Source organism: Rothia sp. (in: high G+C Gram-positive bacteria), from assembly GCF_030540545.1.
Taxonomy (GTDB): Bacteria; Actinomycetota; Actinomycetes; order Actinomycetales; family Micrococcaceae; genus Rothia.
In genome coordinates this window covers 1-1,693 of sequence record NZ_JAUNVZ010000013.1, presented here as the reverse complement: position 1 = coordinate 1,693, position 1,693 = coordinate 1, and the positions used below count along the sequence as shown (strand labels likewise).

General features: G+C 54.8%; 2 protein-coding genes. Both read right to left on the bottom strand.

Features of this window, described 5'->3' with window-relative positions; all coding sequences use genetic code 11:
• Positions 1 to 614 (bottom strand): phosphocholine cytidylyltransferase family protein (locus Q4P78_RS08535; protein WP_303339957.1); only part of this gene is annotated, 614 nt, incomplete at its 3' end.
• Between the two features lie 50 nt (positions 615 to 664).
• Positions 665 to 1,693, bottom strand: a 1,029-nt coding sequence (locus tag Q4P78_RS08530) for a nucleotidyltransferase family protein (RefSeq protein WP_303339956.1), incomplete at its 5' end; no start/stop codon positions are given.

Below are 1,693 nucleotides of genomic sequence, written 5' to 3'. Positions count from 1 at the left end.
TATACAGGCATCACGCGCTGTGACATGCGCAAGAGCTGATACTCATACCCCAGCTTGGGCTGTTCGGCAACTATCTGGGCATAGTCTGCACACATCTTTTGATAAAAGTCATGCGAGAGTTTGTGTATGCCCACAAGTTCCCCCTTCACTTCCAGTTCGTCCTTATGCACCGAGCAACGGGTCAGGCGGTGCGCAGCATCATACTCCACATAGTACTGGTCCTGAAACTTCGTCACCGGGGTAATCAGCATGACGTCCGGAGCCGGGCATTCCAACAGCGCACGGATGGCCCGAGGTTCAAACACCAGGTCGGACTCAAGGAGCAGAAAGTCGTCTTCGCCCAACAGTTCACGCGTATTGTAGAGCGTGTACATACTGTTGGTCTCTGCATAGTGCGGACTGAAGCAGGTCTCCACCTGAGGATACTTCGCCTTCAGCTTTTCATACACTTCCTTGTGATACCCCGTACCGATGACGATGCGTTCTATCCCACAGGAGATAAGAATTTCGATAGAGCGAATGATCATGGGTACGCCCCCGGCCTCAACAAAGCCTTTCGGCACAAGGTCGGTGTAATGCCCAAATCGTGTGCCGAGACCGGCCGCCATAATCATGGCTGTCTTTACCATTACGGATATTTGATTGAGTTGTAAACCGCTCCCCTTTATAGATAATGACGACGCCAACGCCACAGGCGCTGACGCAGGGTATAGAGGGGATTAAAGAAGACTTCGCGGGGATAGTGCGTAAACAAGTGGACGTTGGCCTGCATCACATTCACAAAGCGCTGCCAGCCATCACCGACCATTACCGAGGCTTGGGGTGAGGCGCTGCGGCCAAAGTTGCCACCCGTCATTATCTCGTTGAGCAAGAAGCGTCCCTCTTGCTCATCGGGCGAAAAGAGCAAACACTCCGCGGGTAAGGCCAAGCACGTTTGGAGCACCCAGGCCAAGGCATGCCCAAAGCGTTCCAAACCTAGCTGACGGAGCACAGCTGCTGTCTTGCCTTCCCTAGCCAATTGGGGATTATGTAAGAGCAGCTGACGATAGTCTATGATTTGGCGCAAGCCTATCCCTTCGTGAAATAGGTGGCGATAGATGTGCAAGGCCATAAACACGGCATCAAACTCGGGCGTGGGCACCGGAAGCTCCGTTTCCCCATCAGCCAACCGGGCACGATGAGCAAAGATAGCTTCCTGCTGCTCCGCCACCCAGCGCTGCCAGCGACGATTGGCCCAGGGACAAGTCATCACAGCGGGCATAAAGTGTACCTCGACCGGGGCTTCTCCGGCCAATTGACACGCTACGTCCTTAAATGATACCACGATGGGTGCGCTGCTCTCTTGCCGCAGCCAGGGGATGAGTTGCGCCAGCGGAGCATCGGTATAATAGTCAATATCGCCCGGCGAACGCAGTCCACCATCCGGCCACAGACGAGCTATACCCTGACCCTTAAGCACTACCCCGCGCCACCCTTTAGCGGCAAACATATCTACAATCTTCGCGGCTTGGGCATTCATTCGAGCATTGGCTTTGCGCAACTGCTCTACCTCCATGTACCACTTCAACAAGAGTTCGCGGGGCGGGCGATTGTCGTACCGACTGCAACGCTCTACTGCCGCATAGAGCAGTCCGTGAATGGCATGCGCTCTTGCCATACCATACACTACCTGCCACTGTGCCGGGCTAAGCTT